General features: G+C 72.5%; 18 protein-coding genes and 1 pseudogene. 5 read left to right on the plus strand and 14 right to left on the minus strand.

Translation table 11 applies throughout. The features are described 5' to 3' along the window. Positions 1-224: 224 nt before the first annotated feature. The 6 genes from ACIRB1_RS08645 to ACIRB1_RS08670 form a co-directional block, all read right to left on the minus strand. Positions 225-1,481: a TIGR02679 family protein gene (locus tag ACIRB1_RS08645; protein ID WP_403465052.1), complete on the minus strand. Its 1,257-nt coding sequence runs from the start codon at positions 1,479-1,481 to the stop codon at positions 225-227. 106 nt (positions 1,482-1,587) lie between these two features. Then, positions 1,588-5,736 (minus strand): TIGR02680 family protein, encoded by a 4,149-nt coding sequence (locus ACIRB1_RS08650; protein ID WP_403465053.1) that lies wholly within the window; start codon positions 5,734-5,736, stop codon positions 1,588-1,590. A gap of 5 nt (positions 5,737-5,741) precedes the next feature. Next, the gene (locus tag ACIRB1_RS08655) at positions 5,742-6,971 is read right to left on the minus strand and encodes a TIGR02678 family protein (RefSeq protein ID WP_403465054.1); all 1,230 of its coding nucleotides are present in this window, start codon (positions 6,969-6,971) and stop codon (positions 5,742-5,744) included. Then, the gene (locus ACIRB1_RS08660) at positions 6,968-8,563 is read right to left on the minus strand and encodes a TIGR02677 family protein (protein WP_403465055.1); all 1,596 of its coding nucleotides are present in this window, start codon (positions 8,561-8,563) and stop codon (positions 6,968-6,970) included. Before ACIRB1_RS08660 ends, ACIRB1_RS08655 begins: the two co-directional genes overlap by 4 nt. Positions 8,564-8,869: 306 nt before the next feature. After that, on the minus strand, positions 8,870-9,133 hold the full coding sequence (locus ACIRB1_RS08665; protein ID WP_359613855.1) for a Txe/YoeB family addiction module toxin: 264 nt from the start codon (positions 9,131-9,133) through the stop codon (positions 8,870-8,872). Continuing rightward, entirely contained in the window at positions 9,130-9,402 is a 273-nt protein-coding gene (locus tag ACIRB1_RS08670; RefSeq protein WP_352183493.1) for a type II toxin-antitoxin system prevent-host-death family antitoxin, read from the minus strand. The genes ACIRB1_RS08665 and ACIRB1_RS08670 overlap by 4 nt, the downstream gene beginning before the upstream one ends. Before the next feature lie 213 nt (positions 9,403-9,615). Between ACIRB1_RS08670 and ACIRB1_RS08675 the strand changes: the two are divergent. Together ACIRB1_RS08675 and ACIRB1_RS08680 are read left to right on the plus strand one after the other, a co-directional pair. After that, positions 9,616-10,280, plus strand: a pseudogene (locus ACIRB1_RS08675) (SAM-dependent methyltransferase); the annotation flags it as partial. A 236-nt stretch (positions 10,281-10,516) separates the two neighbouring features. Then, the gene (locus ACIRB1_RS08680; RefSeq protein WP_403465374.1) at positions 10,517-11,023 is read left to right on the plus strand and encodes a hypothetical protein; all 507 of its coding nucleotides are present in this window, start codon (positions 10,517-10,519) and stop codon (positions 11,021-11,023) included. Between the two features lie 128 nt (positions 11,024-11,151). On the opposite strand, the gene ACIRB1_RS08685 is transcribed toward ACIRB1_RS08680, so the two are convergent. The 4 genes from ACIRB1_RS08685 to ACIRB1_RS08700 all read right to left on the minus strand — a co-directional run bounded on the left by ACIRB1_RS08685 (position 11,152) and on the right by ACIRB1_RS08700 (position 17,040). Continuing rightward, a complete protein-coding gene (locus ACIRB1_RS08685; protein ID WP_403465056.1) occupies positions 11,152-12,288 on the minus strand; it encodes a C40 family peptidase in 1,137 nt (378 codons plus the stop codon). A gap of 138 nt (positions 12,289-12,426) precedes the next feature. Beyond that, the gene (locus ACIRB1_RS08690; RefSeq protein ID WP_352183495.1) at positions 12,427-12,963 is read right to left on the minus strand and encodes a sigma factor; all 537 of its coding nucleotides are present in this window, start codon (positions 12,961-12,963) and stop codon (positions 12,427-12,429) included. A 162-nt stretch (positions 12,964-13,125) separates the two neighbouring features. Next, the gene (locus ACIRB1_RS08695) at positions 13,126-13,791 is read right to left on the minus strand and encodes a M15 family metallopeptidase (protein ID WP_403465057.1); all 666 of its coding nucleotides are present in this window, start codon (positions 13,789-13,791) and stop codon (positions 13,126-13,128) included. A 114-nt stretch (positions 13,792-13,905) separates the two neighbouring features. Next, positions 13,906-17,040 carry an AfsR/SARP family transcriptional regulator gene (locus ACIRB1_RS08700; RefSeq protein WP_403465058.1) on the minus strand — a complete coding sequence of 1,045 codons (3,135 nt, stop codon included), beginning with the start codon at positions 17,038-17,040 and terminating at the stop codon, positions 13,906-13,908. 402 nt (positions 17,041-17,442) lie between these two features. Between ACIRB1_RS08700 and ACIRB1_RS08705 the strand changes: the two genes are divergently transcribed. The 3 genes from ACIRB1_RS08705 to ACIRB1_RS08715 all read left to right on the plus strand — a co-directional run bounded on the left by ACIRB1_RS08705 (position 17,443) and on the right by ACIRB1_RS08715 (position 21,022). After that, positions 17,443-18,330: a hypothetical protein gene (locus tag ACIRB1_RS08705; protein WP_403465059.1), complete on the plus strand. Its 888-nt coding sequence runs from the start codon at positions 17,443-17,445 to the stop codon at positions 18,328-18,330. Positions 18,331-18,455: 125 nt separating this feature from the next. Next, positions 18,456-18,911: a hypothetical protein gene (locus ACIRB1_RS08710; RefSeq protein ID WP_352183499.1), complete on the plus strand. Its 456-nt coding sequence runs from the start codon at positions 18,456-18,458 to the stop codon at positions 18,909-18,911. 347 nt (positions 18,912-19,258) lie between these two features. Next, the gene (locus ACIRB1_RS08715; protein ID WP_403465060.1) at positions 19,259-21,022 is read left to right on the plus strand and encodes a helix-turn-helix domain-containing protein; all 1,764 of its coding nucleotides are present in this window, start codon (positions 19,259-19,261) and stop codon (positions 21,020-21,022) included. Positions 21,023-21,096: 74 nt separating this feature from the next. Here ACIRB1_RS08715 and ACIRB1_RS08720 read toward each other — a convergent pair whose 3' ends face one another. The 4 genes from ACIRB1_RS08720 to ACIRB1_RS08735 all read right to left on the minus strand — a co-directional run bounded on the left by ACIRB1_RS08720 (position 21,097) and on the right by ACIRB1_RS08735 (position 24,752). Next, positions 21,097-21,762 (minus strand): DUF4232 domain-containing protein, encoded by a 666-nt coding sequence (locus tag ACIRB1_RS08720; protein ID WP_403465061.1) that lies wholly within the window; start codon positions 21,760-21,762, stop codon positions 21,097-21,099. A 116-nt stretch (positions 21,763-21,878) separates the two neighbouring features. Beyond that, positions 21,879-22,796: an NAD(P)-dependent oxidoreductase gene (locus ACIRB1_RS08725; protein WP_403465375.1), complete on the minus strand. Its 918-nt coding sequence runs from the start codon at positions 22,794-22,796 to the stop codon at positions 21,879-21,881. 50 nt (positions 22,797-22,846) lie between these two features. Further along, positions 22,847-24,202 (minus strand): DUF3616 domain-containing protein, encoded by a 1,356-nt coding sequence (locus tag ACIRB1_RS08730; protein WP_403465062.1) that lies wholly within the window; start codon positions 24,200-24,202, stop codon positions 22,847-22,849. 157 nt (positions 24,203-24,359) lie between these two features. Beyond that, positions 24,360-24,752, minus strand: a complete 393-nt coding sequence (locus ACIRB1_RS08735; RefSeq protein ID WP_352183504.1) for a MazG-like family protein — start codon at positions 24,750-24,752, stop codon at positions 24,360-24,362. Positions 24,753-24,770: the final 18 nt, after the last annotated feature.

A 24,770-nucleotide genomic window follows, 5' to 3' on the forward strand; every position in this document is an offset into this window, starting at 1 on the left:
TTCATGTTGCGCGTCGGCGGCAGCCTCCGCGCCAGGGCGCCGCAAGAACGGCGCACACCCAGCAGAACTGCCAGGACCTGGGGAGTGGAACGGGGATGACAAGGTTCTCCGGACGCGCTGCCTGAACGAGCGCGTCGCGTTGACGCAGGGCTCAGGAGCCCACGGTCAACCGGAGTGATCTGGCTGTCGCCGCGCCACGTCCAGGTGCCGCCCGCACGACGAGCTCAAGGCGCGAGGTCGGCCAGAAGGATGTTCAGGACCGTCTCCTCCTCGATGCGCACCCCGAGTTCGCCCAGCGCAGCGGTCAGTGCGGGATCCCACGCCGCGTCGGTCGGTGTGCCGGTGAGGGGTGGGGCCAACGGTGTGGCGGCGGCCGCGGTGCGGTAGTCGGCGGCGGTGTAGTGCCAGGGCTGCCAGGGGACGCGGCGCAACAGCGCACCGGCGATCCGCAGGCCGCCCCAGTCGAAGTCGCCGTGGTAGCGGAGTGTGGACCCGTGGGAGTGGAGATGGCGCAACAGGGTGAGGGCGGCGGCCGAGGGCTGGCCCTGGAGGCAGACCAGGGGTTGGCAGTTGGGGCCGTGGGTGTCCGCGGCGGTGGCCAGGACGGTCGGGTTCTCGCAGACGTACACGACCCTGGGCGTCGTACTCGGTGGATTGTGGGTGACTTGACGCAGTGTCAGGACGGTCGGTTCGCCCGCCTCGGTCAGCCAGTCGAGGGCCGGGGTGCCGCGTAGGCCCAGGGTGAGGACGGTGGAGGAGAGCGCGTCTCTGAGCAGGCCGGCCGAGGCCCAGGCCTCGCGGCGCCATTCGGCTCCGTTGCCGTCGGGGAAGCCGGTCAGGGCACGGATGCCGGAGAGGACGATGGTGGCGAGCGGGGTTTCGTCGTCGAGCGCGTGAGCGTCGCCGAGTGCGGTGGCTGCGAATGCGGGCAGGGACACCGCCGGGTCGGCGGGCAGCGTCCGCAGGGCCGCCGCGGCCTCGGTGAGCAGGACCTTCGCCGCTTGCGGGGTGCGGGCGAGGCGGCGTACGAGACCGTCCTTGCGCAACTGGTCGGCCCACTCGGCCAGTTCGGGCCGCAGCACGGCCAGCGGGGCGTATGCCTCCTGCCAGGCGTTCGCCTCCTGTTCGCGCACGTCGGCGAGCCGGGCGACGGGACCGGTGAGGGCGGTCACGGCGTCGGCGAGACCGTCAGGGCTGATGCCGGAGCGGCGCAGCACGGTGTCCACCGCGTCGAGGCGCACGGTCAGCGAGCGTCCGGCGCGTGGGGCGCGGCCCAACAGGCGTTCGGCGGCGACGCGTTCGGTGCTGGTGGGGGCGGTCAGGGTGAGCGGACCGGTGAGGGGTTCGTCCCGCTCCATGCGGCGCCGGACGCGTTCGACCAGCCAGGCCAGGCCGGGGTCGCCGAGCAGTCGGCCGAGGCGGTCGAGGTCGATGCCCGGGCCTGCTTCGTCGGGGGAGCAGGGGTGCCCGGGCCCGTTCACGCCCACAGGGGGTCCTGGCTGGTGTCGGTGTTGTCGGCGGGCAAGGGTGCGGCCGTGCCGACCGTGCCGACCGTGGCGGCGGGGGGACAGGGCTGCCCGGGTCTGTTCATGCCCACAGGGGGTCTTGACCGGAGTCGGTGCCCTCGGCGGGTACGGGAGTTGCCGCGCCGACCGCAGCAGCTGGGGAAGTGGTCTGAGCCGGGATGCTCGCCAGGCGGTGGTCCGGTTCATTCCCCCGTACGCGATCGGTGCCGTCCCATTCCCAGCGGGTCACCAGGACCGCGGCGATCTCGTCGACGCGGGAGAGCTGGGCGATGGCGATGCCGGGGACCTGGGGGTAGCAGGCCCACTCGCGTTCGCTGGTCATCACCACGTCCAGGTCGAAGGCGTGCAGTAGGCCCAGGCACTTGGCCCGCGAGTCGTCGTCCACGCCCGCGAACGCCTCGTCCAGGGTGACCAGGCGCGGGGCGTCGGGGGCGGCCGTGGCGTAGTGCGAGGAGGCGGCGGCGAACAGCGGTACGGACACGGCCAGGACGCGTTCGCCGCCGGAGGCCGGCCCGGTGGCCGGAACCCAGGCGCCATGCTGATGGCGCTCGATGCCGAACTCGTGCCAGGACCGGTAGTCCAGCGCCGCGGTGAGCACCTCCAGCCAGCTGCCCGCCGCGTCGTCGGACTGCCGGCGGGTGATCTCGGCCTGGAGGAACTCCCCGACCGCAGCCCGGTCCTCGGCTGCCCAGGCGTCCGCGGACTGGCGCAGGCGTTCCCGTGCCTGGGCCAGCCCGGTCGGCGCCTTGCGTGAGGATCGCCACACCAGACGAAGCTTCATTCCGGTGGACGTGGGCCGCTCCAGCAGTTCGGCGTTCATGGCCCGCACCTGCCGCTCGGCGGCGCCGATCAGCTCTTGCAGGGTGCCCGCGACCTCGGTGAGCAGGTGGGTTTCGAGGATCTCGCGCTCGTGCGCGGACAGGATGTGCGCCAGTTCGGTCACCTCGGCGGAGAGGGCCGCGGCCAGGTCGGGCACGGTGCGCCGACGGCCCTGGTAGACGACGTCGACGACCATGCCGTCCTCGACCATGCGGGCGGTGGCCGTGTGGCCGCCGCGGGAGAGGGCGTCCTGGAGTTTCTTGTACTCCTCGCTGAGCCGTTTCTGGACGCGTTCCCAGGCGCCGTCGGAGTCGTCGGTGCCGGACGGGCCCGACAGCTGTGCCTCGACGGCGCGGGCGAGCGCGACGGCCGGGGTGGCCGCCCACGGTCCGTCGTCCAGCGCGGGCAGGGCCACTTCGGGCAGCGCCACGGTCAGCAGTCCGGTGGCCGCGAACCGCTGGAGCGCGGCGATCGCCTCGGCGCGGGAGGCGGCGGCCTCGTCCACGTCCTTCTCCAACTGCTCGATACGGCCCTCCGCATGGCCGACCCGCCGGTCGGCAGCGGCGTGCTCCTCGCGGCAGCGGCGCTGGTCGCGGTCGCACGTGACCAGGGCCTCGGCGGTGGCGGCCAGGCGCCGCTCCAGCTCCGCGACGGCGGTGCCGACGGTGGAACGCAAGGTGGTGTGCCGTTCGTCGGCGGCAGCCGCCAGGCGGGCCGACTCCTCGGCGCGCAGGGCCAGTTCGGCCACCCGCGTGCCAGCCCCTTCGGCTTCCGCTCGCTCATCGGCCACCGCGCGTCCGGCATCGGAGCGCTCGCGCAGGGCGGGCCACAGGGCCGCCAGGACGGCGGCGTAGTCGGCCAGTGCCTGGCGGACGGCGAGCAGTTGCGGACGGTCGGCGGGCAGGTTCACGGCCGCTGCCGTGTCGGCGAGTTCGGAGGCGGCCTCGGCTTCCAGACCGGCTGCCGCGGCCAGGTCGGCCGAGCGTTCGTCCTGGCGGACGCGGGCCCGGTGGGCGGCGTCCGCGGCGGCCGCGGCCAGCGCGTGCGCGTCACGCAGGACGGCGTCCTCGGGAACGGCGGCCAGTTCGGCATCCAGAGTGCGGCGGCGTCGGGCCACCGTTGCCCGCTCGGCCTCCACCTCGTTCAACTGGCCTGCCAGCGCGCCCAGTTCGCCGCGCAGAGCGGCGATCCGGGCCTGGCGCGCCTCCTCGCGGGCGCCCTCGCCCACGTACACGGCGGCCTGCTTCGACCAACTGCCGGTCAGCGCTCCGACGCGGAAACGGCCGTCCGCCGCCACCCAGGAGTCGCCCCCGGAGCCGAGCCCCACGGCAGCCAGAAGGCGCGCCACCGTTTGCTCGCCCACCGCGACGGCGCGCGGATCACCGTGGTCCACGGCCGGGCGCAGCACGTCGCCGAGCACCGGCCCGGCGAGTGGTGCGCCCGGTGACAGCAGGACTTCATGCAGGTCCGTGTGCAGGACCGTGCCGTCCGGACACACCCAGGCGTCCAGGATCCCGGAGGCCTCCAACGCCGCCTCCAGGCCCGCACGTTCACCTGCGGCGACGTGATCGTGAAAGTCGACCAACCGCCACAGGGGCGCTCCGGGCGCCTGCTCACGCACGCCGGGAGCACGCGTGTGCGGTGGCGTGGGACCGCGCTGGCCGCCTGCTTCAAGGTCGGCCACCTCTCGCTCGCTCTCGGCGCGCCGGTTGGTCAGCTCGGCCAGCCGTTGGCCGAGGGCCGCCGCCTGGTCGGCCAGGTCCGCGGCCCGGGCACGATGGGCGTCGGCGGCATGTACCCGCGCGGGAGAGGGACCTCGCAGATGCGTGACCCAGTCCTGCAGACCGTCCAGCAGGCCCACCGGGTCCTGCGGTGTCAACTCCTCGCATACGTCAAGGTGTTCGCGTACGGCGGTGACCAGTTCCCGGCCCGCCCGGGCAGCGGCGGCCTCCGCCTGGGCCTGTCGCTCGGCGGTGTGCCCGGTCTCGGTCTGCGCCTCGTCCAGCCGGCGGGCGGCGGCGCGCCGCTCGGCGGCGGCCTCCTCGGCGCGCGAAGCTATTTCCTCCACGTGGTCGACCGTGCGCCGCCTGCGCGCCACCGACTCCTCGGCAGCGCGGCGCAGTTCGGCCTCCGGCGCGCCTTCGATGCGCAGATCACCGTCGAGGCGGGCGGCCGAGGCCGCCTCCCGCTCGCGCGCGAGCGTGTCCGCGACCTGCTCCTCGGCCGCCGTAAGCCGTCTGCCGGCACCCTCGAGGCGGCCTAGCGAGCGGGTGTGCGCCTGGGCGGCCTGCTCCCGGTCCGCCTCGGTGCGGGAAAGCTCTTCGGCGGTGCGGCGGGCGTCCGCCGCCGCCTGTTCCAACTCCCGGGCGCTGCGCATCTCGGGGCCTTCGCGCAGCACGGCCTCCTGCGCCTTCAGCCGCGCGGCACTCTCCTCCAGCTGCGCGAGCCGCACAGCGATCCGCTCCCTGTCCTCCTCGGCCTGCGACCGCTCGGTCTGGGCCTGCGCGAGGTCGCGGTTCAGCTGTTCGTAGCGGGCATGTTCGTGGCGGGGGAGCCGGGCCCGGCGGCGGGTGGCGACGCGGGCGTAACGGCGATAGTGGTCCAGGAAGGCGGAGGCGGCGCGCTCGGCCTCGGTGGCCGCCCGCAACTCGTCCTTCTCCTCGTCCAAGGACCGGAACGCCTCGGCCACATCGGCGACCACCGCCTGGTCCATGGGCGGCAGCGCCTCGGTCAGTGCACGCGACAGCGCCGTTTCGTTGGGCCGCTTCGACAGTTGCGGCTGGCGCAGCTGGACGAGCAGGTCCACCAGGGCCGCATACCGCCGCTCGCCCAGCCCGAACAGCGCTTCGTCCACCGCCCTGCGGTACGCCGTGGCCGTGTCATACACCATGCCGCGCCCGGTGAGAGCCTCCGCGAGCCGGTCCCGCGACAGCGCGGTGCCGGTGGCGTCGAGCAGGCTGAGCTCCGGTCCGATCCGCTGGTCGGTGACGGCGTACCAGTGACGGGCGATGCCGCGTCCCGCCACCGCCTTCAGCCCGCAGGCCAGGGTGAGGAAGCGGTCCTTTCCGGTGGCCTCGTCGTGGCGGCCGAACTCGATCCAGGTGTAGCCGAGCCGCTCGGGGTACGGGTGCTGCCCGCCCAGCAGCAGATTCCACTCCATGCGCTTGCCCGGGTCGGCGTCGGGCTCCACGCGGCGCGCGGACAGGTCGCCGTCCAGGAGGAACGGCAGGGTGAGGGCGAGGACCTTGGACTTGCCGGTGCCGTTGTTGCCACGCAACAGCAGCCGTCCGTCCCGGAACCAGAACTCCTCGGTGTCGTAGTAGAAGAGATCGACCAGGCCGATCCGCAGTGGACGCCACCGGCCGGGCGCGGGGGTGGGCAGGGCGGTCACGGCGGTCAGGCCTTTCGCTGAGAGGTACGAGGGGCGGGCACTTCCGGATCCCGTACGACGGTGTCGCCGACCGCGTACCGGGCCAGCGCCGGCAGCGGGGTGACACCGCCCTGTGCGACGGTGACCAGGCCGAGCGAGGTCAGCTTGGCCAGGGCCTGGTCGACCAACTCTGCTTCAGCGCCCGGCTGTTTGGCGCTCTTGGACCAGAAGCCGCCGTGTTCGACGGCCAGTTCCCGCACCCGTCGCTCCAACTCGCCGCGGCTGACCGCGCCGTCGGCGGTCGCGAGATGCTCGGCGAGCAGCAGGGTGACGTGTCCGTGGGTGCCCTGCTCCGGCATCCGTACGTCGGTCAGGTCGTCCAGGGAGTCGACCATGGCGATGCCCTCGGCACGCACTTCCGCGACCAGACCCGTCAGTTCGGTGATCCGGGCGGTGATGAAGGCGCGCTGGCGGGTGAGGTAGGCGAGCTCTTCGGCGGTCAGCTCGGCGTAGTACAGCATCGGGTCGTCCAGCAGGCGCCGGGTCAACCGCTGGCGGATGGCGCGGAAGCGCAGTTCGTCGCTGTCCAGCGCGCTCTCGGAGGTCAGCTCGGCCAGGCGGTCCTCGAAACCGTCGGCGGTGATCATCGAAGGGCCGCGGCGGGCGGCGAGCAGCCCGGCCAGGACGCGACGCTGGACGTCGTAGAGCACGTCGCCCGCCCCGCTCACATAGGCGTCCTCGTCCCCGGCCACCCGCCGCAGCACGCCGTAGTGCATGAGCAGCCGGACCACCGACGCCAGATCCAGCCGCTCCTCGCGGCGCTCCAGCGTGAACTCGATCCCGGCGGCGGCCAGATGGGGATCGGCTGCGTCCAGGACCACCTGCTCGGCGAGTCGGCCGAGCGCGATCTGTGCCTCGCCGCGCTCCAGTGCGGCCAGCGCCAGGCACAGCAGCACATAGCGGCGGCGGGTGAACGGCGCGCGGGCGCGGGAGGCCTCGCGGGCCGGATGGGTGGGGTCGGCCAGCGTGCCGGGTGTTCTGCCCAGCCGCGCCGTCTCGGTGTCCACGCGCAGCGTCCAGCCGGTGTTGCGGTCGAACCAGTCGCGCAGGTCACCGGCGTGCCGACGCACCAGCCGGAACTCCTCCGCGTGCGAGCCGTGGGCGAGCAGCAGCGGTTCCTTCAGCAGCGCGCGGGCGGCCCTGTGCAACTCGGCGGTGCGCCGGTCGTCCAGTACCTCGCCCAGGGGTGTGGTCATGACTCCTCCCCGCCGGAAGGGCCGGCGGCTCGCGCCTGACCGGTTCGGGTGAGATCGGTGATCTCGACCAGGTGGTCAGGCCCGCGGAAGGTGCCGCCAGGGGTGCGGATCCTGGCCCTCGTACCGTCCGTCAAGGCCGTGAGCCGGATCTCCATCGTGCCGTCGTTGCTCGTTGCGACAGTGGCCGTCATACCGGGCCGCCAGGTGGCCAGGGCATCGCCGAGCAGCTGCAGGAACAGACCGAAGGCGAGCGGGTCGAGCTCGCCGAGCGCGGACAGCCTCGTGGTGCCGTCCGTCGCGAGGCCGGCGCGGGCGGCCGCGATCTCCCGCGCCTGCTGGGCGGCGATCTCGGCGAGGCGCTTGCGCTGCTCGGACCGGTCCTGCACCCGGCGGGTCCTGCCGCGCCGCTCGTAGCTGCCGGTGCGGCGCAGTTGCGGGCTGATCCGCAGTGGCTCTGCCTCGGCCCATGGGGTGGAGGCGGTCACCGGGCGGGCGGCGCGCCGGTCGAGGGTATCGGCGTCGACGGTGAGGTGACGTGCGGGATACAACCCGAACGCCGCACGCCACAGCCGGTGCCGCGCCGCGTCGTCGGGCGCCTCGGCGAACCATCGGGCCAGGGTGCGGAAGTCCGCCGAGCGATCCGTGCGCCCGGCCCGCCGCTCGTTCAACTGCCTTACGACTGCAAGCAGTTGGGGGATGGCGCCGAGAGCGCGGCCGCGCAGCAGTCGGGCCTGTGACTCGCGGCCCTCCACCGACACGAACCAGGTGGCCAGCCCCGACCACCTGCCCACCCACCGCTCGTACGCGCGCGCCTCGGCGCTCTCGGCCTCGCCCGGGGCGGCGTCGGCCGCCTCCCGGGCCGCCGCCAGCCGCAACAGCACGCAGACCCGGCCTTGCTCCTCCAACTCGCCGATGAGCAGGGCGATCCGCCCTCCCAGGGTGATCAGGTCCTGGATGAACCGCTCCAGGTACTGGATCAGTCGGTCCTTGTAGGCGAGGAACACATCGACCTCCACGCCGTGCAGGTCGATCGTGCGTTGCAGGGACCCCATGAAGGCCCGCGCGTTCTCCGCCAACGCCTCGAACCGGCTCGTCAGAGCGGACAGCGCCAGATGCGCCTTGGCCGGGTCCGGCTCGCCTTCCTCCTGCTCGGCGGCGATCACCAGCAGAGCCCGCAACTGGGTGACGATGTCGTGCAGGGCCACCGCCTGCAGCGCACCGCGCCGCCCCAGTGCCTCGTCGTACACGGACAGCGCCTGCTCGGCTGCCTCGCCGGCCTGGGTGAGTTGGTAGATGAAGCGTTTCCGGTAGAAGTCCTCGACCGCGGTGACCCGGGAAGTGTCCGGATCCGCCCGCAGATTGCCCCAGTCGACAAGGCTGTCCAGTGCCTTGACCACCGTGTCCACGTCGGCGGGCCGGTGCTCCGGCGGCAGCGCCGCGAACACGTCCTCAGGCCGCAGGTGAACGGCGAAGCGCTCCTTGGCGGCCAGGAACGCTCCCATCATCCGGCGGTAGAGGGCGGCGTTGGGCACGGTGAGGTGAGCGAAGGGCGTATATCCGGCCCGTGCCGGTCCAGAAGGCGTCGACGTCATCGTTCAGGCATTCTTCCCGACGGACGCCTCGCTGTGGCATTCGTGGCCTGATCTTCGCGCAGAGTCACGCCCGGGGTGGGCTCTCGCCGCTTGCGTAGTCGGCCGTACTTTGTGGGCCGTGTTGTAGCCGTCGCCTGTGATGGGGTGTCCTGGCCACGCTAGGCCTGCCGAACCCAGGGCTTGTGAGAGGCGTCGTTCTCACTGTGGGCATCGCAAAAGGGCCGCGTCGCCGGCCGGCAGGAGGCTGCAACTGCGTGCCGCTGCAGGGTGGAGGCAAGAAGCGCTTGCAGACTTGGCTGAGCCAGACTAGTCGGTGTAGTGGTAACGAGCCTTGAGGATCTTGACTTGCTTGTCGTCGGCTCGGTAGACGAGGCGGTGTTCGTCGTCGATCCGGCGCGACCAGTAGCCGGACAGGTCCCCCTTCAACGGTTCGGGCTTGCCGATGCCGTTGAAGGGGTCGCGCTGGATCTCGCCGATGAGGCGGACGATGCGGCGCACCATCTTGCGGTCGGTCGCAAGCCAGTGCTGGAAGTCGTCCCAGGCGGCCGGGTCGAAGTTGACGTCCCTCACTCGTCACCGGCCAGTTCCTGGAGTTCCTCCAGGGTTTTGGTGATCCCTGTCTGGCCCGCACGGTCGCGGGCGACGGCTTCCATGAGGCGGCGGGCGTTGGCCGGTGAGCGCAGGAGGTAGATGGTCTCCTGCCAGGCGTCGTAGTCCTCTGCCGACATGAGGATCGCGTCGCCGTTCTTGGAGTGAATCCGTACCGGCGCGTGGTCGTCGTTGACCTTCTTGATCAGGGGGAAAAGATCCTTGCGCGCCTCGCTGGCGGTAAGGCTCATGGCATCCATCCTCTCGTGGAGTGGTACCTAATATCGTACCGAGCTGGTACGAAAATTCGTACCTATTGGAGGGATGGGTTCCGGGTCGGTGTGCACGTGATGTGCGCGGTTATTGACTCCCGCACAATGTCCGCGCAGCTCAGAAGGTAGGGAGTTGAGTCGTAAGACGTGCCGCGAATGATCGCCGCCCTGGTTGAAGGACGCACACGATTCATGAGAGACCCTGTTCCGGCGTCCAAGCCGGCGGAGCAGCAGAAGATCGACACGGCGGTGCCGTACTCCGCCCATATCTGGAACTACTGGCTCGGCGGCGAGGACAACTACCCCGTCGACGAGGCGGCCGGTGACGCGTATGCCGAGGTGTTTCCCGGGATCGTCCCCATCGCTCGCTCCAGCCGTGGCTTCCTGCGGCGCACCATCGCGTATCTCGTTTCCGAGGCGGGCATCCGGCACCTCCTGGACGTCGTACCGGCCTTCCGACCGCGCAGAACACCCACGAGGTCGCCCAGGGGACCGCTCCCGAGGCGCGGATCGTCTACGTCGGCAACGATCCGATGGTGCTCGCGCACGCCCGAGTCCTGCTGTACTCCACCGGGAAGGTGCGGCTGCCTACATCGACGCGGACGTGACGGACCCGGACCGCATTCCCGAAGTCGCCGCCAGGACACTGGACTTCGGTCGTCCTGCCGCGCTCATCCTCAGCGACATCCTGGGCCACGTCGCCGACCATGATCAGACCCGCTCCATCGTCACCCGGCTGATGGAAGCCCTGCCCCCGGGCAGTTGTCTCCCCATCAACGGCGGGTCGCGCGGGCATCGACCCCGTCTTCGAGCAGGGCCAGGACGCCTACAACACCAGCGGCGCCCTTCCGTACAACCTGTCCCGGTGACGGAAGTGGTGTCCGGAGCCCGGTTCGGTCGTCCTGGAGGTCATCGCCGAGCACGGTGGACTTGCGCGCAAGCCGTAACGATCGCGTACGTCGTAGCGACAGGACAGGAAGAGCAGTGCGAGGCGCACAACCTTCCGCCAAGCCGTCGGTCTGACAGGACACACACCTGCGCGAGCTACCGGGGGGTAGTCATGCGACGGATAGGTACTGCGCTGGCCGCGACGATGCTGGCGGGCGGCGGACTGTTGGCCGGCGCGGTTCCGGCGGTGGCCGCGCCGGCGGCCGTGGACTGTGCCGTGACGTGGGGAAGCCTGGACAAGAGCGGTGACGCCGTTGCCTCCAGGCGGCTGACCGACGTGCGGGCCGGACAGCACGAGTGCTTCGACCGCCTGGTCTTCGACGCCCAGGGCACGGCGGCCGACCCGATCGGCTACACGGTCCGCTACGTCGACGTACTGCGTCAGGACCCGAGCGACGTCGTGGTTCCGATCAAGGGCGGAGCCATTCTGGAGGTCTCTCTGTTCTCCTCGCGCTACGACCCGGCGACCGGACAGCCCTATCCGCCGCTTCAGGCCGTCGACGTCACCGGGTACCGGACCTTCCGGGAGTTCAAGGTCACGGGCGGCTCCGAGGGATACACCCAGGCCGGACTGGGTGTCCGCGCCCGGCTGCCGTTCCACGTCTTCCAGACGGCCAACCATCTCGTGGTGGACGTGGCTCACACCTGGTGATCCCGCACGGACCGGTTCGCCGGTTCGCCGGTTCACCGGTTCGTCGGCCGCTCTCCGTTTACGGGTGTCGGCCGCCGCACGCCCCCCCCCGCACAGGGCATCCGGCGGCCGACGGTCTCGGCTTCGCGTCAGCAGGTCGGGACGTCCAGCCAGGCCGGGCCCTTGATGTAGATGTTGGTCATCCAGGAACCGTCCGTCAGCTTGGACCAGGCGTCGTTGGTGTAGCCCTCGGCCGTGACCTCCTGGGCGTGGGACTGGCAGACGACGTTGACCGTGGTGGGCTGGGCGAAGTAGTCGACCACGCCGGCGTTGACGTTCGGCTGGCTGTGCGTGCGGACGCCGGTGCCCCAGGTCTGGAAGGGCTTGCTGCCTCCCGAGGGCGGCGGGGTGCTGCTGCCGCCGCAGTCCGGGATGCCGGGCAGCGAGGCCGGGCCCTTGATGTAGATGTTGGTCATCCAGGAACCGTCGGCCAGCTTGGACCAGATGTCGTTGGTGTAGCCCTCGGCGGTGACGGTCTCGGCGTGCTCCTGGCACTGGACGGACACCTGGGTCGGACCGGCGAAGGTGTCCACCACGGCACCGCGCACGCTCGGCGTGGAGCGGGTGCGCACCCCCGTGCCCCAGGTCTCGAAGACCGAACCGCCGTTCGCGGGCGGGGGAGTCGGCGTGCCCGAGCCGTTGACCCGGATGGCGCCCGCGTAGTCGCCGCCGGTGCGGACGGGGGCGACCCGGATGTGGGTGCCCGACTCGTACGCCTCGACCATCTGCCCGTTGCCCAGGTACATGGCGACGTGGTGGATGTGCCCGCTGCCCCAGAACATCAGGTCGCCCGGCAGCAGCGGAGCGCTGCCCTGCGAAGCGGAGAAGCGGGCCGAGGCCTGCGAGCTGTGGAACTGGTCGTCCGCCGTGCCGTTGAGCAGGTCCCTGCCGGTGGCCTGGTAGTAGGCGTAGCGGGTCAGGCCGGAGCAGTCGAAGCCCTTGCGCTCGTTGTCGTGGAGGCTGTCGGGGTCCGAGCCGTCGTAGTAGCCGTAGCTGGCGCCCGGGGTGGCCGCGTGGCCGCCGCCCCAGCTGTACCAGACGCCGATCTGCGAACAGGCGGCGTTCACCGCGGCCTGCGCGACGGCCGAGGCGCCCGGCGCCAGGACACCGCAGGTGGCGTCCTGAGCGGCGGCGTGGGCCGGGGCGGAGACGAACGCGGACAGGGCGAGGACCGAGGCCCCCAGGAGCGCGCCGCTGGTCCGGCGGCGCGTGCTGCTGGTGTTCAAGGAAGTCTTCCTTCGCATACTCGTATGGATGGCTGGGGGCGTCGCCGGGCGGGCCGGGGACGGTCGCCGGTGAGGACATGCGTGCCGCTCCCCACCCCCGTGGGGGAGCGGCACGGGCTGGTGGCCGTGCGGTACGGGCTAGCGGCCGAGCGCGTCGCGCATCTTGGCCAGGCCGCGCATCCGGTTGCGCTGGACCGTGCCGCGGTGGGCGCCGAGGCGTTCGCCCGCGGTGTCGTGGCTGAGGCCCTCCAGGTCCACGAGGATCACCGCCGCGGCCTCCTTCTCGGAGAGCACGCCCAGCAGGGCCAGCGTGGTCTGGGACGCCTCGTAGGAGGCCAGCCCGCCGTCCCAGCCGGATTCGGGCAGCCGGTCGGTGCACTGCTCACGCCGGGAGGGGTGCTGCCACGCGTCGCGCAGCAGGTTCAGGGCGACGGTGCAGGTGTAGGCGTACGGGTGCTGCTGTCGCGTCAGGTTCTGGGCGCGGGCGCGCCGGGAGAGCCGTAGGTAGGTCTCCTGGAGCAGGTCGTCGGCGTCGTGCGGGTTGCCGGTCAGGGCCAGCAGCCGGCGGCGCAGGCGTGGCATGTCGGCGGCGAAGGACGCGTCGAAGTCCTTCGGGGTCATCCAGTCGCCGTCCTCGCGCTGCGGTGGCGGGACGGCGCAGGTTCTGGTCTCCATGCTGTTTCCCCCTCGGTCGTGAACCTTGGTCATGAACCTCGGTTGTGAACCTCGGTTGTGAACCTCGGTTGTGAACCTCGGTCGTGAACCTTGGTCATGAACTCGGCCTTGCGGTGCGGTCGTTGCGCGTTCCGGTCGTTGCTCGTTCCGGGCGACGGCTGGTCAGGCCGTCGGCCGGGGTGGGGCGGCGGGGCCGTAGCGGGCGGCCGGTGCCCGGCGCAGCAGCGCCCAGTACCGGTCGCCGTACGACCAGTGCCACCATTCGGTCGGGTAGTTGACGAAGCCGGTCGCGTCGAGGGCCCAGCTCATGCGGGCCCGGTTGGCGCGTGCCTCGGCGCTGATGCCGGGCGCCTGGGTGCGGCAGGCGCCGTCGCTCTCCTCGGGGGTCGCGTTGACCTCCGTGCCCAGCGGCAGTTCCCGGCCGTCCCGGTCGCACAGCGTCAGGTCGACGGCGCCGCCGCTGACGTGCGGTGCGACCTCCGGCGGGGAGATGTACGCGCTCGCCAGTTCGCGAATCCGCTCCGGCGAGGCGTCCGGGTGGGCCAGGCGCATGGTCCGCGCGTACTGCTCGAAGTACCGGCGCTGGAGTTCGGGCGGTCGGTACCCCTCCACCACCAGGAACCGGATTCCGGCCGGCAGCAGCCGCTGGGCCCGGACCAGCCGTCGTAGCGCACCGGCCCTGAGGTGGGCGTAGTGGCCGTCGTCGTCGGCCTGCCGGTGGTCGATCCGCAGGTCGTCCGTGCCGCGCAGGTCGACCAGCGGTTCGCCGCAGTCGTCCTCCGCCACCGCGGCGACCCGGGCGTCCGAGAGCGTGATGATCTCTGTCACGTGCATCAGCTTCGCGGACCCCGCTGCAACTGCTCTGCAAGTTGCCTGTAGGCGGCTCACCAGGGCTTCTGTAGACGCGCGGACGGCTGCATCGACGCTGTATCGACGTAGGGACTACCCGGCGTCCGCAGCCTGCTCCTGTGCCTCGCGGCAGCCCAACTCCCGGAAGACGCCGAGTGCTTCGGCCCTGGCCGCCCGCGCGGCCGACGCGTCGCCGTGTGCCTCCCGTACGTCGGCCAGGTCCCGGAGCGTACGGGCCCGCCACAGAGGCAGCCGCAGGGTCTCCCATGTCGACAGGGAGCGCTCCAGCGGCTCCCGCGCGCCGTCCGGATCGCCGGCGGCGAGATGCCATTCGCCGAGCGTGCGCAGGACGAGCGCCTCGCCGAAGCGGTCCTGGCGCTCGCGGGCCACGGTCAGGCACCGGCCGAGCCGCGCCCGCGCCTCGTCGAGCCGGCCGAGCCTCAACTCCGTCTTGGCCAGGGACTGTTCGGTGTACATCACCCCGAAGGTGTCCCGCAGGGCCGAGAAGATCCGCAGTGCCTCGTGCAGCAGCCGCTCGGCGTCCGCGAGCGCGCCCTCGGCCCGGTCGCACAGGGCCAGCGACCGCAGGGTCAGCGCCTCGCCGTGCCGGTCGCCCTCCGCGCGGTACAGCTCCAGCGCCCGCGTGAGAGCCTCCCGGGCCGCCGCGCCGCGCCCCTGTTCCCGGTGCACGTAACCGATGCCGTACAGCACCCGGGCCCGGGCGCCCCGCCCGGCGGACTCCCCGTATCGCTTCAGCGCCGCGTCCAGCAGCTCCAACGCCTCGGCGTACCCGGCCTGTTCACGGCGGACCGTCCCCATCCCGGCGAGGGCGAGCGCCACGCCCTCGGGCACGTCACCGCGCGCCTCGAACAGCCGCAGGGCCTTGCCGAAGTAGCTGTACGAGTCCTCGAACTCGTCCTGTTCGTAGCGCAGTTGGCCGAGCCCCGCGAGCAGCCACGCCTCTCCCTCGTCGTCCCCGCCGCGGTGGACGGCGGCCATGGCGGCGGCATGCGAGCGGGACCAGGCGTCGAACTGGTTGTACAGCGCGGCCGGACTGGCGATCAGCGCCCCGGCCAGATCGCGGGCGGCACGGATCATGCCGTGGTCGGCGCAGTACTCGACCGCCGCCAGGAGACAGGCCTGTTCGGCGGCGAACCAGGACGTGGGCCGCTCCAGCAGCTCCTCCTCGGTCTCCGCGTCGAGGGGCCGTACGGCGGCCGGTTCGGGAAAGCGCCGGGCCGCTCCGCCCGGGCCGAGGGCGGCCGCCTTCTCGGCGAGACCCAGCCAGGACGCCACCAGCCGCAGCACCGCCGCCGTACGCTCCTCCGGGCTCTCCTCGGACAGACAGCGCTCGCGGGCGTGTTCGCGGGCCAGGTCATGGATGCGGTACCGGCTGCGTCCCGTCTCGTCCACGCCGATCACATCGATGAAGTGGCAGTCCACCAGCCGCTCCACCGCCTCCTCGGCCTCCTCCGTGCCGATGTCCAGCAGCGGGGCGGCGATCCAGGCCGCGAAGTCCGGCAGGTCGAGCAGGGCCAGCCGGCGCAGCGCCCGGCGCTCGGGCGGGTCCAGGTCGGCGTAGCCGAGCTCCAGGCTGGAGCGCAACTCCAGGTCCCCGGCGCGCAGTTCGCTCAGCCGGCGGCGTTCGTCGCGCAGCCGGTCGGCGAGCCGACCGGGCGCCCAGTGCGGGCGGGCCGCCAGCCGGGCGCCCGCGATGCGCACGGCCAGCGGCAGCCGTCCGCACAGCGAGACGATCTCCGCGGCCTGCTCCGGCTCGGCGCTCGTGCGGCCTTCTCCGGCGACGCGGCGCAGCAGTTCGAGCGCCTCCACCTGGCCGGGTACGGTCAGGTCCAGGTGGGCGGAGCCCTCCAGCGCCACCAGTCGGCGCCGGCTGGTGACGAGGACGGCGCAGCCGGGGCCGGGCGGCAGCAGCGGCCGTACGTGCGCCTCGCCCCCCGCGTTGTCCAGGATCAGCAGGACGCGCCGGTGTCCGATGTGGGTGCGGTACAGCCCTGTCAGCTCCTCGACCGAGGTCGGCAGGGTCTCGGGGTCGGCGCCCATGGCGCGCAGCAGCCGGGCGAGGGCGTCGGCGGGCTGTAGCGGCGCGGTGTCGGCGGCCCGCAGGTCCACGAACAGGCGGCCGTCCGGGAAGAGTTCGGACACCCGGTGGCCGACGTGCACGGCGAGCGCGGTCTTGCCCGTGCCCGACCGGCCGGAGATCACCCCGATCGGCGGAGCGGTACGGCCCGCCTCGTCGACCCCGCCCACCAGCGCGGTGGCCCAGGCGATCTGCTCGGTGCGGCCCACGAAGTCGGAGATGTCCGGCGGGAGATGGGACGGCGCGGGGGTGGGAGTGGGGGTCGGCGTGGGGCGGCTGCCGTCCGGCGGCCTCGGGGGCGGCACGGGTTCCCGACCGGTGCTGTGCGGGCGGGCGGTGCCGGGCGGGTGTGGGGTGTCGGATGGGCGTGGGGTGCCCGCCACCTGTGCGTCGTTGGTCAGGACGGCCTGGTGCAGTGCCTGAAGCTCCGGGCCGGGATCGATGCCCAGCTCCTCGCGCAGGATCGCGCGGCCCTCCCGGTAGATGCGCAGGGCGTCGGAGACGCGGCCGGTGCGGACCAGCGCGGTCATCAGCTGGCCGCGCGGCCGTTCCCGCAGGGGGTGGGCGGCGACGTGCGCGAGCAGCGGGGCGATGGTCCGGTCCGCGCGGCCCAGATCGAGGTGCAGCCCGAAGGTCTCCTCCTGCGCGACGATCCGCAGTTCGCCCAGCCGGGCCGCCTCGATCCGGGCGAACGACTGGCCCAGTCCCTCCAGCGCGTCCTGGCCGCGCCACAGCGCCAGCGCCTCGCCCAGCAGGTCGGCGGCCTCCTCGCGGTGGCCCGCGGTGGCGGAGGCCCGGCCCGAGGCGAGCAGGTCCTCGAAGCGGCGGGCGTCGATCTGGGACGGGTCGAGGTCGGCGACGTAGCCCGGCGGTCGTGTCCTGACCACGGCGTCCTGCGTGACCTGTGCCAGTGCGCGGCGTACGGCGGAGACGTGGGTGGCCACCAGGGCGCCTGCGGTGGCCGGTGCCCGCTGGTCCCAGACGCAGTCCACGAGCTGATCGGTGGAGAGCACCTCACCGAGGTGGACGACCAGTGCCGCCAGGACCGCCAGGGGTCTGACACCGCCGAGCGGGGCCCGCCGGTCGTCGGCCCACACCTCCACCGGACCGAGCAGCCGCACTTCGAACATCGTTCCCCGATCGCCGCACCATCCGCCCGATGGAGCACGGCAAAGATAGCGGCGAAGATGCCCGCGACATAGCCGGGGCACAGCAAGGGCCGGACCGCCGTGACCGGATTCGATCGATTCGGCGGACCGGTGTCCCTCACCTGCGATGTCAGGGCAGGCGAGGTCTGTCGCGTCCGTCGCCGCTCAAGGCGGCGGCGCTTCTCCCTCCTCACGCCGGTTGGCCGGTTCTCGACGGTCGGCGAGACCCGTCGCGTGCAGGGAAGACGGTTCGCGGACCGCCGTCGTATGAGCGTCGGAGAAAGAAAAAACCCGGTGATCCCGGGGGCATACGGAAGGGCCCCGCGGGGCGTCAACGGCTCGAAAGCACCACGTCCGTTCGATCAGAGCCCCGGGAGCCGCCCCATGCACCGCTGGACCTTGGCCCTGCTGACCGCCGGCCTGCTGGCGACGACGGCCACCGGATGCGCGGGCACCACGACCGCCCCCGGGGCGTCCGCGAGCAGCACGCCCCGGGCCGCGGGCAGCACGGCGGAGACGCTGCGGCTCGCGGAGCAGCTCCTCGTCAAGACGTGCATGGAGAAGGAGGGACACAAGTACTGGGTCGAGCCGCCCAGCCCCGACGACGTCTCGATCCGGTTCCCCTACGTCGTGGACGACCCGGCATGGGCCGGAGCCCACGGCTACGGCACCGATCTGCGGCGGCAGCGGGCGGCCGAGGTCCAGAAGGACCCCAATCAGCGGTACTTCCACTCCGCGCCGGCCAAAGACAGAGCCGTCCTGGTCAGCGACCTCAACGGGGCACGGCCACAAGGGCTTTCGGCCCGGCTCCCGAACGGCATACAGGTCTCCCACAGCGACCAGGGCTGCCAGGCCACCGCCCAACGGCAGCTGTACGGCGACCTCCAGGCGTGGTTCCGGGCCACCCGGGTCACCGACAGCCTGGCCGGCATGCGCATCGGCCTCGTGACGGCCGACAAGCGCTACAAGGCGGCCGTCACGGTGTGGGCACGCTGCATGCGCGAGCGGACGTACACCTACGCGGACCCCGCCCGGGCCCGTGCCGCGGCGACCCAGCCGGAGACTCCGTGGCCGCACGCCAAGGAGGTGCGGCTGGCCTCGGCCGAGGCGGCCTGCGCCGTCTCCAGCGGCCTGTCGTCCGTGGCGAAGTCCCTGGACTCCGAGTACCGGGACCGGCTCCAGCGGAGCCACCCCCGGGAGACGGCCGATCTCGCGCGCCTCAAGCGAGAGGCGCTGCCCCGTGCCCGCGCGATCGTCGCGCACGGCGGCTGAGCGCGGCCCGCCTCCCGCCGGCCACACAGACCACCACGGCCGTAGAGCCGTGGGAGCACAACCCCACCGTGGACGCACACCCCACGTGGGCGTATCGACCCATCACAACGAAAACGAGGGAAACCATGTCCGTCAAGCGTCTTCTCACCGTCGCGGCCTCGGCCGCCGCCGTCGCCGCGCTCTTCTCCCCGGTCTCCAGCGCCAGCGCGCTGGACGCGGGCACCCAGAAGACCGCGAGCGCGCAACTCTCCGGCGACGGCTACCTCCACGTCTACACCCAGCCCTACGGCGGCGGCCGCGAGTGCAAGTGGTCCGGCAACTCCGACAACTGGGGCAGCTGCCGCAACCTGACCTCCGACATCTGGAACAACGGCTACGCGGGCGGCCTCGACGCCGTCGACCTGTACACCGCCCCCAGCGCCGGCGGCGCGCACGCCTGCATCAGCCAGGGCGACCGCTGGTGGGACACCACGACCGGCAACTACCGCTTCACCTACGGCGCGGGCCTGGACCAGTTCGGCAAGAGCGTCAACAACAACATCTCCTCGCACCGCTGGGTGGACTACTGCAGCCAGGGCTGACGATCCGATGCCTCCGGCCCCGGATGATCCGGGGCCCGGAGCGCCCCCCGCGCGCCCCGGACCGTGGACCCCCCATCCCCTGTCGTCATGCGGCTCATCGTTGGCGCGGCCCGGGTGAGGCGAGGGCCGGATGTGCTGCGGTCGAATGCCCCCGGCATATCGACCGCAGCACGCGCCTCGGGTTCGTCCGAAGGCATGATCAGTGCGCCCGTTCCCCCATGGGACGCGCCCCCGTGCCCGTAGGCTCCGGCACAGACAGCTTCCCCGGTCGGCGGGCCGGTCCGGAGGGGTCCGGTGTTGCCAACGGGTATCTGGCAACACCGTTCGGGCGGTGCGTCGTTGGGGGGATGGTCATCGAGCACGACGGGTTCGGCGCCGAGTTACGGCGGCGCCGTATCGCGGCCGGCATGTCGCTGAGTGAGCTGGCCGGCAAGGTCTATTGCAGCCGCAGCTTCCTGAGCCGCGTGGAGAACGGGCGCCGCAGGGCGTCCCTGGAACTGGCCCAGCTCTGCGACGAGGTGCTGGACGCCAAGGGCGCCCTGGTCGGCCTGGCACCGCTGCCCGGCACCGACGCCGTACCCAAGGCGGTCCGGGGCGGGGCGGGGGAGCGGGCGGCCGGGGCGGTCGGGTCGCCGGAGAAGAAGGACGGGCGGCACGACCACGCCGAGTTCCGGCGGCTGCTGCGGCGCGGTGACCTCAGCCATGCCGCGGGCGAGATGCGCGAGGCCGAACGGCACTACACGGCCGCCTATCGCGGTGCCGAGGGCGATCCGCGGGCACAGGCCGAGGCCGTGATCAGGATGGCGCGCCGCTGGTCGGACCCCGGCCAGGTCGACCGCGAGCTGCTCCAGTCGCTCCGGGGCTGCCTGGCCGCACTGGACGGCGACGGCAGCGCGGAGGCGGCGGGGCTGCGACTGCGGCTCGAAGCGCATCTGGCGAAGAAGATGGCGCTGGCGGTCAGCCAGGACACCGCGGCGGGACTCGCGGGCCCCGCCGAGGGCGCGCGGCTCGCCGAGGAGACCCTGCGCCGATTACCCGACGAGGGCGACGACGAGGTCCGCTGCGAGGTCCTCACCGAATGCCGGTGGGCGCGCTACGACTTCATGCCGGCCCCCGAGTCGTTGACGCTCTCCGAGCGGCTGCGCGAGGCCGCGGCCCGGCAGGACTCCCCGTACTTCCGCGGCGAGGCCCTGATGGCGGTCGCCATCGACCAGCTGCGCAACGGCAGGATCTTCAGCGCCCTCGCCACCGCGAACCAGTACCGCAAGCACGCCGCCGACACCCACAGCGCCCTCGCCCGCTGGCAGCGGCACACCCTCGACGCCCTCCTCGACCTCTGGCACGGCCGGTTCGACGCCGCCGCCGAGTGGATCTTCGTGGAGTCGCTGAAGTTCATCGAACTCCTCCGCGCCGACTACGCCGTCCCCGCGGACAACCTCACCCAGACCCGCCTCGGCCAGGCCTACTGGCTGCTGAGACAGCAGGGCCGGCTGGCCGAACTGTTCACCTCCGACCTGGCCGGTGACGTCGAGCGGCACGCCTACTTCCCCGTCTGGCGGGCCGGACTGGCCCTCGCCCTGTGCGAGACCGGGCAGTACGCCGAGGGCGCGGACCTCTTCCTCGGCTGCGTCGCCGACGTCGACCGCTTCCCGCCGTCCGGCTGGGCCGTCCCCGCGCTCGTCCTGCTGGCGGAGGTCTGCGCGGCGCTGGACCTGGAGGGCGGCTTCGAGGCGGAACTCGCGCCGGTGCTGCCCACGCTCCGGGCCCGCCTCGCGCCGCACGACGGCGAGCAGATCGCCCTGGGCGGCTGGCCCACCGTCCTCGTCGGCCCGACCGCCCGCGCCTGCGGCGTCCTCGCCCTGGCCGCGGGCGAGCCGGAGACCGCCCTCGAACACTTCCGCCGCGCCGCCGTCCCGGCCCGCTCCTCCCAGCCCGAACTGGCCCGCCTCCGCCTGGCCCAGGCCCGCGCGGTGCGCCGCCTGGGCGGCCCGGGCGGCGAACCGCACGCGGTACGGCTGCTGCGGGAGGCGTCCCGGGGGGCGGAGACGTACGGGATGACGTGGCTCGGGGGGCAGTGCGAGGGGTTGCTGGAGGAGCCGGGTCGGGCGTGAGCCCGAGGCGCTCCCCGCGACGCCGAGAGGCGTCGGGGGGCGTCGGGGGAGCGCCCGCCCGTCCGGTCGTACGGTCAGGAGGGCTTCGTCGCCGATACGGCCGTCGCGGTCAGCGTGCCGTCGCACTCCGCGAACTGTCCGTCGTCCAGGCCGACTTGGTGGGCGCCGGAGTGCGGCAGGCCGACCACCATCGTCGGGTAGAGGACGGGCGCCGAACCGGACTCGCAGTAGCCGTCGCCCTCGCCCTGCACCTGCACGAAGGTCAGCTTCAGCCAGGCCTGAGCGCCGGGGGCGAGCTTCACGGGGGAGGCGGGGCCGACGGGGGTGACCGTCAGCGGCACGTTGAGTTCCGGGGAACCGTTCGCGGCGCCGGCGACCGTGGGATGCCCCTGGAGGACACAGGATGTGCCGCCCGTGTTGGTGAACCGGACGATCGCCGCCCCGGTCCCGGTGCCGGCCGGGCGGTCGGCGGCCTGGTACGCGCTCGCCTTCAGGGCGCCCGGCGTACAGGCCTTCGCCGCCGTGCCGGTGGACCCGGACGACCCGGACGAGGCAGACGACACGGGGGAGGTGGGGGAGGAGGCGGACGAAGTGGGGGAGGCGGTCGCGGTCGGCGTCCTCGACGGCGTGCCGCCCCCGTCCGCCGGGGTGTCGCCCGGCTGACACCCCGTCATCACCATCGCCGCCACCGACACCGCGGCCACCGTCAACGCGCTCCTGCGGATGCTGCTCTTCTGCATGACGCCCCCCGAACTGGCTGTGCACGGGCCGGACTTTCCCGGCGCTCGCGGTGGGAGACAGGTCCGCCCGTGCCAGGAGTTCCGCCCGTGCACCACCTGTGACGCAACGGTGACGCTCAGTCGAAGCTGGCGAAATACGCCGCCGCCATGTCCTCGTCGCCGTGTCCCTGCGCGGCGGCCCGCGCGAACCGCTCAGCCCCGGCGGCGGCGACATCCAGCCGCACGCCGTTCGCCGCCCCCGCCTGCACGATCAGCCGGGCGTCCTTCTCCGCCGTGGTGACCGCGAAACTCGCCGGTGTCAGCTGGTCGTTGAGGATCGCGGCCGCCTTGGCGTGCAGATAGCCCATGTCGAGCGGGCCGCCCGCGATGAGGTCGAGGAAGCTCTGCGGGTCCACGTCCAGGCCCTTGGACAGGGCCAGCGCCTCGCCCGCCGCGTTCGTCACCGCCAGCACCCAGCTGTTGGCGACCAGCTTCAGCCGGGTCGCCGTAGCCGCCGCACCGTCCTCGCCCACCCACATCGTGCGGGCACCGACCGCGTCGAAGACCGGGGTCACCGTCTTGCGGCCGGACTCCGGGCCCGCCGCCAGGACCGTGAGCTGACCGGCCTCGGCGGGCTGGCGGGTGCCGAGAACGGGGGCGTCGTAGAAGGCGAGGTCGTGGCGGGCCGCGAACTCGGCCAGCTCGCCCACCGATTCGAGGCTCGACGTCGTCGACTGGACCCACGCGGCACCGGGGCGCAGGGCGGGTGCGGCCTCGCGGATGACGTCGAGGACGGTGTCGCCGTCGTAGAGCATCGTGAGGACGACGTTGGCGTCGCGTACGGCGTCCGCGATCGTGTCGGTGACGTGCGCGCCGTCGGCGGTCAGGGGCTCGGCCTTGGCGCGGGTGCGGTTCCAGGCGTGGACGGTGTGCCCGGCGCGGGCGAGGTTGCGGGCCATCGCGGCGCCCATGATGCCGGTGCCCAGGACGCCTACGGTCAGCTTCTCGGTGGTCATGTCTCGGCTTTCGTCCTCGACGGTGTTGTCGAGGACCAGGGTGCCAGGGTGGCGCGCGCCCGGCCTCCCGGCGGGGCGCGCGCCGCCCGTCAGCCGGTGACCGTGAACCAGGTCGCGCGCGACTTCTGCCACTCGGGGTGCGAGAGGTCCTTCGCCTCGGTGCCGTCGCCGTACAGGTCGGCCGCGCCGTCGTCGGTGATCAGCTGGGCGCGGGCACCCGAGGCCGTCAGATCCGGTACGTCGACGACGGCCTCCCAGGCGCCCGGGTCCGTGGTCGGCAGGTCCCGCAGCTTGACCGGCTTGTCGGCCGCCTTGCCGGTCCAGGAGTAGAGGGCGTACGGGTCGGAGTTGTCGTCGGCGGCCCAGGAACCGGCGACGATCAGGTACTGGTTCGCCGCGTTCTTGCGGATGTCCCGCACCGAGAGCCCGCCGAGGTCCAGCTCGATCGGCGTGCCGAAGGTCGCGGCGGTGCCGTTCGCGACCACCTTGTCGATGTTGGTGACCGGCACCAGCAGCGCCTTGCCGCCCGCCACCGCCGGGGCGAGCGGCGCGCGGAATCCGAGGTACGCGGTGGTCGTCGAGCCGGGCGCGAACTCCAGCCCCTCCACGTTGAACCCGTTGATCTCCTTGGGGATCTGACCGGCGGCGGTGCCCGCCGCGAAGCCGTACCGGTTGCCGTTCGCCTTGTCCCACGCCACCAGGTTGTCGCGCAGCTTGCCGTACGAACTGCCGTAGGACAGGGAGGTGTTGGTGCCCGTGCCGGTCACCTTGGTGGTGAAGACCGTGTTGCGGGCCGACTTGTACTCGCCGTCCTTGTTGTTGCCGAGCGAGCCGGTCCAGTAGATGGTGTCGCCGACGCGGGCCGCGCCCTCGATGTCGATCTCCTTGGAGACGCCGATGTCGTCGCTGAAGTCCCATGTCTTCACGGGGGCACCGGACGCCGAACGGTCGTACAGGCGCAGGACGTTGGACTCGTCATCCGCCACGACGGCATAGCCGCCGCCCACGTCGACGGCGGCGGAGGCGTCGCTGGAGCCGGTGAAGTAGCGGGTGTCGGTGGGCAGTTGGACCGCCGCCGAGGCCGCGTAGTACAGGGTCTTCGTGGCCGTCTTGCCGCCGAGGCCGGTGACCTTCACCGTCAGGTCGGTGTAGCCCTGCGCGGCTGCCGTGACGGCGAGTTGGCGGGTGGCACCGGTGCCGGCGACGGTCACCGCGCTCGTCGGTGCCACGGACGTCCTGCTGCTCTTGCTGGCCGCGACCGTCAACGCGCTGACGTCCGCGCCGCTCTGAGCCACCGTCACCTGGACCGTCGGGTCACCGGTCGCGCCCACCGCGCCGGACAGGTAGGTCGCCGAGAGGGAGATGGTCGGTGTGCCGTAACTCGCCGCGTGCGCCCGGCCGTTGCCCAGGCCCAGGGCGGCGAGGGCGAGGCAGGTGCCCGCCACGGCGACCGTCCTGCGCCCGCCGGAGAAAACTCCGCCGGCGGAAACTCCCTTGGAAGGCGCTCTCTTGGAAAGCGCTCCCTCGGAGAACGCTCCGTCGGAGACTGCGTAGTCCTGCTGCACGGGGACCCCTTCGTCGGCTCGGTGTCGACGAGAAGGCTCAGCGGACTTCACCAACTCCGCGGGGTGTGGGCAGGTCGTGGGGGTGAACACCTGCGGACGGGCCGAGGGAGCGTTCCATGACCCGGGCCAGGTGACGGGTGAAGACCTCCCGTGTGTCGGGGGTCAGCGTGCGCAGCGCCACCAGCGCGGTGATCACCACGTCGCACAACTCGCCCTGCACGTCCTCCCAGGTGTGGGTGACACCCTTGCGCGGGTTCTGGCCGGTCACACCGATCACCGCCTGGGCGACCTCACCGACCTCCTCGGACAGTTTCAGCATGCGCAGGAGCATGCCCTCCTCGCCGCCGAGGGGGGCGTTGCGGTCCAGCCAGGTCCACAGGTCGTCGATGCCGGACCACAGGCCGGCGGCTCGGTCGTTCCGATCGCTCATGCGCCCAGCCTGCCAGCA

Origin of the sequence: Streptomyces sp. NPDC096013 (assembly GCF_044763565.1) — a bacterium.
Lineage (GTDB): Bacteria > Actinomycetota > Actinomycetes > Streptomycetales > Streptomycetaceae > Streptomyces.